The following is a 7895-nucleotide window of genomic DNA, read 5'->3' as shown; positions in this document are numbered from 1 at the left end:
GGCCGGGAGCCTGACAGAGCAGTCATTGCGGGCGGCGACAACGTCGGCAGCGTCCACACGAGCCATGACCAACTCGATCTCAACCAAGATCGCTCCGAGCGGCGGCTCAAAGTTCTTTCTTGCCCTCTGTCTCCCTGCTATCGTGGAAGTGGGGAGACGGCGCCATGAGCGAGAACCGAAAGCTGGCTGCAATCCTGGCCGCGGACGTGGTTGGGTACAGCCGGCTTGCAGGTGCCGATGAGGACCGCACCCTGGCGAGGTTGCGCGCACTGCGCAGCGATCTCATCGATCCGACGATCGCCGTGCACCATGGCAGGGTTGTGAAGCGCACCGGCGATGGCGCACTGGTCGAGTTCCGCAGCGTGGTGGACGCCGTGCGCTGCGCCATTGAGGTGCAGAACGGTATGGTGGAGCGCAATGACGGGGTGCCGCAGGACCGCCGCATCGAGTTCCGGATCGGTATCCATCTGGGCGACGTCGTCGAGGAAAGCGACGGCGATCTGATGGGCGACGGTGTCAACATCGCCTCGCGATTGGAGGGCGTCGCCGCGGCGGGCGCAATCTGCCTGTCCGAGGATGCCTACCGCCAAGTCAAGGCGAGGCTCGACCTCTCGGTCAGCGATCTCGGCAGCACGCGGCTCAAGAATATCGCCGATCCGATCCGGGTCTATTCGCTGCAAGTCGGCAGCGCCGGGACCAAGGCAGCCGCGACCTCGGAAACCGCGACGAGCCAACCGGCGACGGCACCCTCGCCGAAGCTGTCGATCGCCGTCCTGCCCTTCACCAACATGAGCGGTGACGCCGAACAGGACTACTTCGCCGACGGCATTTCGGAAGATATCATCACGGCGCTATCGAAGCTGTCGCAGCTCTTCGTCATCGCCCGCAATTCGTCCTTCACTTTCAAGGGCAAGAACGTCCATGTGCAGGAGGTGGGCACAAAGCTCGGCGTGCGTCATGTGCTTGAGGGCAGTGTACGCAAATCGGGGAACAGGGTACGCATCACCGCGCAGCTCATCGACGCGACCACCGGCGGGCATCTATGGGCGGAGCGGTTCGATCGCGACCTGACCGACATATTCGCGGTTCAGGACGATGTCACGCAGCAGATCGTCGACGCGCTTTCGGTCAACCTGGCTGAGGGCGATCGGCAACGACTGGCGCCGGGGCAGACCCGGCACCCCGAGGCGTACGACTGCTTCTTGCGTGGTCGGGAGCTGTGGCACCGGTTGACGAAGCAAACGAACAGCGACGCGCGTGACCTTTTGCAACGTGCCGTCGAACTGGACCCGAACTTCGCCTCGGCACATGCCTTCCTCGCCCTTACCCACGGGCTCGACTACCTGAACCAGTGGAGCGCGTCACCACAGCGCTCGATCGAGCAAGCCTCAGAGGCTGCGACGCTGGCGGTGGCGCGGAATGATAGCGATCCCGTGGCGCACTGGGCGCTGGGTCTGGTCAGCCTTTACCTGCGACAACACGACAGAGCCATCAGCGAGGCCGAGCGTGCGATAGTCCTCAATCCGAACTTCGCCGAAGGGCAGGTCAGCCTCGGCGAGGCACTTCTCTATTCAGGCAGATCTGAGGAGGCGCTCACCTATTTCGAACGGGCGAGGGTCCTGAACCCGTACTTTCCGGATATCGTTCTCCACTTTCAGGCCTGGGCCTTGTTTCAAATGAGAAGGTATGAAGAGGCCGTGGAACTGTTGCTGCAGCGCGTGAGCCGTAACCCTCTTACCGATGTCTCGCGCGCGCTTCTGGCCGCCTGTTACGGGCACCTCGACCGTTTCGAAGAAGCTCGCGCGACTTGGCAAGAGGTAATGCGCGTCAACCCCGGCTATTCCTTGGAATATCGTCGCAAAGTCTTGCCCTTCAAGAACCCCGCCGATTTCGAGCTCGTCATGGAGGGGCTACGCAAGGCCGGTGTCGTACAATGACGGGTGATTAATGTTCGATCTTGAACCTGTTGCCGCCATTTGCGCTGGGGATAAGCGATAGCCAATGCCGATGCAACCACGACGTCCAGCGTGACCGCCTTGGTTTGATTGGATCCCGTGGGAGGCGAGCCGGCGTTTTCCGCAGGTGCCGACTTCCTACCAAGCCCGGCCCCGGTGCAGGTGAAGGAGTCGGCCGATGCACGCCCCCGTTATCCCCGCCCATTAGCGGTGAAACGATTTGTCGGCAGCACTCGATGCGAACCGCTTGATTCACCGGTCGGTGACTGGCTCCTGTTGTCCTTGGGAGAGAATTGCGGTCGCAAGGCAGTGAAATTTCGCGACGTCGGCGGTACAGAGGGTTTCGCGTGCGGAACAACGAATGCCAGGTAGAGCTTGTTCCTTCCCGACTTACACGTCGCCTGTCCAAGTTGGACTGATCTCGCTAGTTCGATTCAAACCAGGAATATATATAAATTGCGACTAACATCTGCCTGCGCTCCGCGGAGGTTAGATCAGCGCGATTTGATTTGCAATTATCGCGAGAGTGTATTAGTAATATATTGGGGATAATACTGAAAGCTACGTCACGATTTTTCGTTTTAACGTAGCTATTTGTGATTAATACGTCAAATCGCGCAATATATACTATCACGCTTTTCGTGATGGTGCGGCGTTGTCGTGCGACGAACTGTCAACGTTTGTGTCGCCTGCGCTGACGTAACTGATGGCATTTGGAACGTGTCTGGCGACGATGCGCCAAACGGTCGAACCCTGGGCAAGACCGAATGGTTGCCTGTGGCCAGCGTTCAAATCCGCAGCTCTGGACGGCTGTTGTCGTTTCGAACATTTCGTTGGGCTGGAAAGATGCAAGTGGGGAAGGCAGGCAGAGAATTTCAAATCGGCTTGGCCATGGCGGGAGCGATCTCCGCAGGCGCCTATTCTGCCGGCGTTTTTGATTTTCTCATCCAGGCTCTCAACGCATGGCAAAAGGCAAAGGACGATCCGGCTAACAAGGACGCGATTCCCAATCATACGGTTGGAATAAAGGTGATCGCCGGTGCTTCCGCCGGTGCAATCACGGGAGCTCTGGGTGCGGTGGCGCTGGCGGGAGGGGTCACGCCAGTTAAGTTCGAGGGCGGTCAGACAGGGAACGCCCAACTGATCAAATATCTCCTGCCGAACCTCTATGACGCCTGGGTGGTCCGCCCGACCATGCTTTCTCAGAACGGGGGCGAAGACTTTCTGAGGGTCTCCGACCTTGATGGCGCCAGTAACGTGGTTTCGGTGCTGAACAGCAAGGTCCTTTCCGAGATCGAAGACGCGGCGCTTCGGCTGGATGCAATAGGAGAACCATATCCATACATCTCATCGAGCCTTGAGATCTATCTGACAGTCTCGAACCTACGCGGGGTGCCGTACTCTGTAAGCTTCAGAGGTGGCGACTACGGCATGATGAACCACGGTGATCGCATTCACTACCGGATTGAAGGGCTCGGCACTTGGGATAGCCCCAGCCGATTTGCGCAGGACGACAAAGTGCGCAAGCTGAATGTCCAGGACCTAAGGACCAACGGAGGCAAGCCTAGTGCTGAATGGGTACATTACGGGCTTGCAGCCGTCACATCCGGAGCCTTTCCAATCGGTCTGGCCGCAAGGCAATGGAATGCGACCTCGGACGAATATGAAGATCGAAACTGGCCAATCACGGATGCACAACTGGTCAAGGACCGCATGAAGCCTGCCTGGCCTGAGAGCTGGCACAAAAATCCTTCACGCGCCTTTGCTTATACCGCGGTCGATGGCGGCCTTATTAACAACGAACCCTTCGAATTCGCCCGCTACTGCTTGATGGAGACGCCTGGGCAACAAAATCCGCGGAGCGGCGATGACGCTGATCGCGCGGTAATAATGATTGATCCATTCCCCGAAGCGCCGCCATTTCCCCAAGATGGTGAACCGGCGGGCGATCTTATATCGGTGCTGATGACGCTCATACCGGCGCTTCGAACGCAGACACAGTTCAAACCTGCGGAAGTCGCGGTCGCAGCCGTTGACGGCATTTTCAGCCGCTTCCTCATATCTCCCCACCGAACGGCACCAGATGGAACGGAACAGGTCTACGCCCTAGCATCAGGTCTCCTCGGCGGCTTCGGTGGTTTTCTCGCCCAGACATTCCGCGAACACGATTATCAATTGGGCCGTCGCAATTGCCAGAAGTTCCTAAGCGAGTCTTTCGGACTTTACGAAGACAATGAGATCATCAAAGCGTGGCCCGAGGCCGCTCGCTCAAACGCTGCTTTCCATGGGGCTGTGATTGACGAAAAACAGATCTATCGGATCATTCCTCTCTTAGGAGACGCCCTTCCGGAAGTGCCCTATCCCACTTGGCCGCAGATCGACGATGGATTTCTTGGCGATCTTCAGAATGCTACCGAATTGCGCATCAGCAAATTGGCCGCGGCATCAGTGGCACAGAAGGGGCCGACGTGGTTCCTTCGTCGCCTTATGGAGATCGCCTACTCATTTGAAAAGGAAAGGTTATTTGACTTCGTCAGGTTTTCACTCCTTTCGGATTTGGTCCGCAGGGATCAACTTGCGAGCTGGAAGTTTCCAGTAAAATGGAAACGACCATCATTGGCCAGCGAGCAAGAGATTCGCCTCGTTCTAGCCGAACTCCTCAGTCCCAAATTTGAACTCAGGAATGAGGCAGGCATCGCCAAGGCTACCGGCCTGGATATCGGGAAGGTCCGAGACATTCTTGCGACTTGCCAGGCGGAAACGAATTCCAAATTCGCTGTGTGGCGAGCAGGTTGGACCGACAAGGCGGGCGGTCCGCTATTCGCCCTCGTCTCTCGTAAGCCAACGACCGTTTGGCGCCTTCCTGGGATCCGACAAATCGGAAATTGGTTCACCGTCCCATCCGTTGATCCGCCCGGCGTTTGATATGTGAGGTCATGGCGATGTGGAATTCGATTGTACTCGACGTCGGAATTGGCCTGGCCTTCATGTATTTCCTGTTGGCGCTGGCCTGCAGCGTGATCCAGGAGCTCATTGCGAACGTCACGAGCTGGCGCGGCCGGCACCTCTTAAACAGCATAAAGGTCATGCTGAACGATCCAGCGATGACGGGGCTGGCAAAGCGCGTTTATTCGAATCCCCGGATCCGGAGCCTTTCGCTCCCAGGTAAGCTGCCGAGCTACATTCCTTCGGCTGCATTCGCCAAGGCGATTGTGGACACCTTCTCTGAACAGGGAATGCTCCAGCAATCCTCGCCGGCGTTTCAGGGGCCGCTTTCTCCTTTTCTTCGAGACGCTGCAGGCGATGTCGACAAGCTGCAGGCTTCAATTGAGACATGGTTCGACAACGCCATGGATCGTTTCGGTGGATGGTACAAGCGGAATGTCCAGCTCGTGCTTCTCGCCATCGCCTTCTTTATGGCCGCTGCAGTCAATGGCAGCACATTCGAGGTCGCTCGCCAACTATGGTCGCAGCCAATGATTCGAGCGGCCGTTGAATCCCAGGCCGCGAACATTGTTCGTACGACGCCCACTGATGCAACGGGCGGGCAACAGATGGCCAGCCCTGACCTTGAGCAACTGACAGCTACGATGAATGAAACTCTTCCGATTGGGTGGACAGCATCTTCATATCAGCGGCTCTTCCGCGGATTGGAGGCTGAAGCCGCTCCAACAGTGAGCGGCTCCGAGGTTTCCGTGACTGGCACCAGCGAGGCGGCGCCGCGCTTGACGCCGCTCACGACCAAACAATGGATTTTCGACTGGATCGAGCAACTCTCTGGCTGGGTGTTAACGGCCTTGGCGGCATCGCTAGGAGCACAGTTCTGGTTCGACACACTGGGGGAGGCCCTCGGCATTCGTGCCGCAGGCAACAGGCCAACGTCAAAAAGCCGATAGTCAATCCGCGTAGATCCGCGGGCGAAGCACACAGCGCAGTTAAATCCTACTGCGCCAACATTGGGAGGGTGAAATGCCGAATGCCGATGACATTGGGTGGTTCAAAGACCACTTCCATGGCGTGATCGAGACGGCAACGGCCGGGGGGCCGTTCGACCTCGATATGATGACAGCTTTGGCGTGTCAGGAGACGGGGGAAATCTGGCCCATACTCAGACACGACAGGAATTTGGGCATCGATCAGATCGTGGCGCTCTGTGTCGGTGATACCCTCGATGCCAGCGGCGGGCGAGGCGCCTTCCCGAAGAATAAGGCAGATCTTGTCGCAGTAAACCATGGTCAGGAGATGTTCGATCTCGCTCATCAGGCACTTGTTGACATGGCTGCGCATATTGCCAGCTATCGCGACGCCGCCAACAAGCCAAACAAGTTCGTCCACGGATATGGCGTCTGGCAGCACGATCTGCAGTTCTTTCTGAACGATCCAAATTATTTCCTGCAGAAACGGTACGAGAACATCGACGAGACCCTTAGGAAAGCACTAAGTGAGCTGCACGATGCGCTCAAGAAGGTAGGCTTCCAATCGAAAACTAGGCTTGACGACATGGAGAAGGCGATCGTCGCAATCGCCTACAATACCGGCGGCTACAATCCCAGCAAGGGACTCAAGCAAGGATTCAAAGACGACAGCGGTCGGTTTTACGGCGAGGCCATATTCGATTTCATTCGGTTATCAAAGACTGTGGGAGGCAATGGAAATCCTCCCGAAATCGCGCCACCTCCCGCTGGCACCGCGATTGTCCCGCCGCCTACCGACATCTCGGCGAACGGACGAACATTCGTCGTCAACACAAAGATAAGTCCGCTTCGTCTTCGGAGCACACCGCAAATCACTGACCCGCCGGGCGAGAACGTCATCGCACAGCTTCCCGACGGCCAACCAGTTCGGGCAGTCGATGGAAAGGTGACGAACGGCTTTCGTGAAGTGGAGACGAGCCTTTCAGGGGCCAATCTGCACGGCTTCGCTTTTTCGAAGTTCCTCGTACCAGCAACTGCGAACACCGATATCCCGATTGTCGCCCCGGAAGCAAATCCCCCGGCAAACGGGATTGTCGCAGTATCCATGCCTCGCAAAGACGGAACGATTACCAGACGGGTCGATCTAGCAGACGCCCATTCGCTGAACGAACCCAAGCAGCCGACCCGAAACGGCACGTCTCCAACGGAACTCATAGATGAGCTGGAAGCGATCATTGATTGGCTAGCCTCGGATGATCCAGATTACAAGCGTTATCAGCCACGGGACGGACTGACGTTCTGTAACATTTATACGCACGACTATTGCATGTTGGCTGGCGCTTACCTGCCACGTGTCTGGTGGACGCCCAAGGCAATCCTGGCTCTGTCTCATGGAACTGTGGTCCAGCCGCTCATCGGCGATACGATCGATGAAATGAGAGCGAATGATCTGTTTCGATGGCTGCGGGATTTCGGTCCAATGTTCGGATGGCGCCAGACCGGCACACTCACCAAGCTGCAGCAATCCGCCAATCAGGGAGGTCTTGGTATTATCATCGCCCGCCGAAAAGAGGAGGGGAGGTCTGGACACATGGTAATGGTGATTCCGGAAAGCGACACGTTTGCCGCTTCGCGAAACGCAGCTGGAGATGTAGTGGCGCCCCTGCAGAGCCAAGCAGGTGCCGTCAATTTTCGGCGTGGTGTTGGTCGCCTGAACTGGTGGTCCGACGACAGATTTGCCGAGAGTGCATTCTGGATCCACGGCTAACGGGCGGCCGGTCCGACGAATGCTTCTGACGCTTTCCAGAATGGCCATAAAGGTGGCGCGGTGCGCAGCGGTGCCGCGGCGCATACGAACTTCAATTGACATTAAATGGACCCCGCATCAACACGCATATCTTCGATTGCGGTATTGACTGCCGCTTTGGCCGCACTGACAGTACTGCTTTCCGCTGGCGTCAGTTTCGCCCAACAAGCCCCCGACACGGCGACGCCGCCAGTTCAACAGCCACCCCAGACCGAAAAC

At 57.5% G+C, this 7895-nt stretch carries 4 protein-coding genes; all 4 read left to right on the top strand.

The features are described from left to right. Nucleotides 1-164 precede the first annotated feature (164 nt). Nucleotides 165-1937: an adenylate/guanylate cyclase domain-containing protein gene (locus PY650_RS35645; protein WP_285884768.1), complete on the top strand. Its 1773-nt coding sequence runs from the start codon at nucleotides 165-167 to the stop codon at nucleotides 1935-1937. Between the two features lie 738 nt (nucleotides 1938-2675). After that, nucleotides 2676-4880, top strand: a complete 2205-nt coding sequence (locus tag PY650_RS35640) for a patatin-like phospholipase domain-containing protein (protein ID WP_285884767.1) — start codon at nucleotides 2676-2678, stop codon at nucleotides 4878-4880. Nucleotides 4881-4891: 11 nt separating this feature from the next. After that, entirely contained in the window at nucleotides 4892-5851 is a 960-nt protein-coding gene (locus PY650_RS35635; RefSeq protein ID WP_285884765.1) for a hypothetical protein, read from the top strand. A 229-nt stretch (nucleotides 5852-6080) separates the two neighbouring features. After that, complete coding sequence (locus tag PY650_RS35630; RefSeq protein WP_285884763.1) at nucleotides 6081-7637, top strand: hypothetical protein; 1557 nt, start codon at nucleotides 6081-6083, stop codon at nucleotides 7635-7637. Nucleotides 7638-7895: the final 258 nt, after the last annotated feature.

Origin of the sequence: Martinezella calliandrae, from assembly GCF_030272695.1 — a bacterium.
Lineage (GTDB): Bacteria > Pseudomonadota > Alphaproteobacteria > Rhizobiales > Rhizobiaceae > Rhizobium > Rhizobium calliandrae.
The sequence above is the reverse complement of the archived record's forward strand: the minus strand, read 5'-3'. Positions and strand labels throughout refer to the sequence as shown.

Excerpts from the sequence above, each read along its gene's own strand:
- PY650_RS35645 (WP_285884768.1), top strand. The coding sequence starts at position 165 with ATGAGCGAGAACCGAAAGCTGGCTGCAATCCTGGCCGCGGACGTGGTT.
- PY650_RS35635 (WP_285884765.1), top strand. The coding sequence starts at position 4,892 with ATGGCGATGTGGAATTCGATTGTACTCGACGTCGGAATTGGCCTGGCC.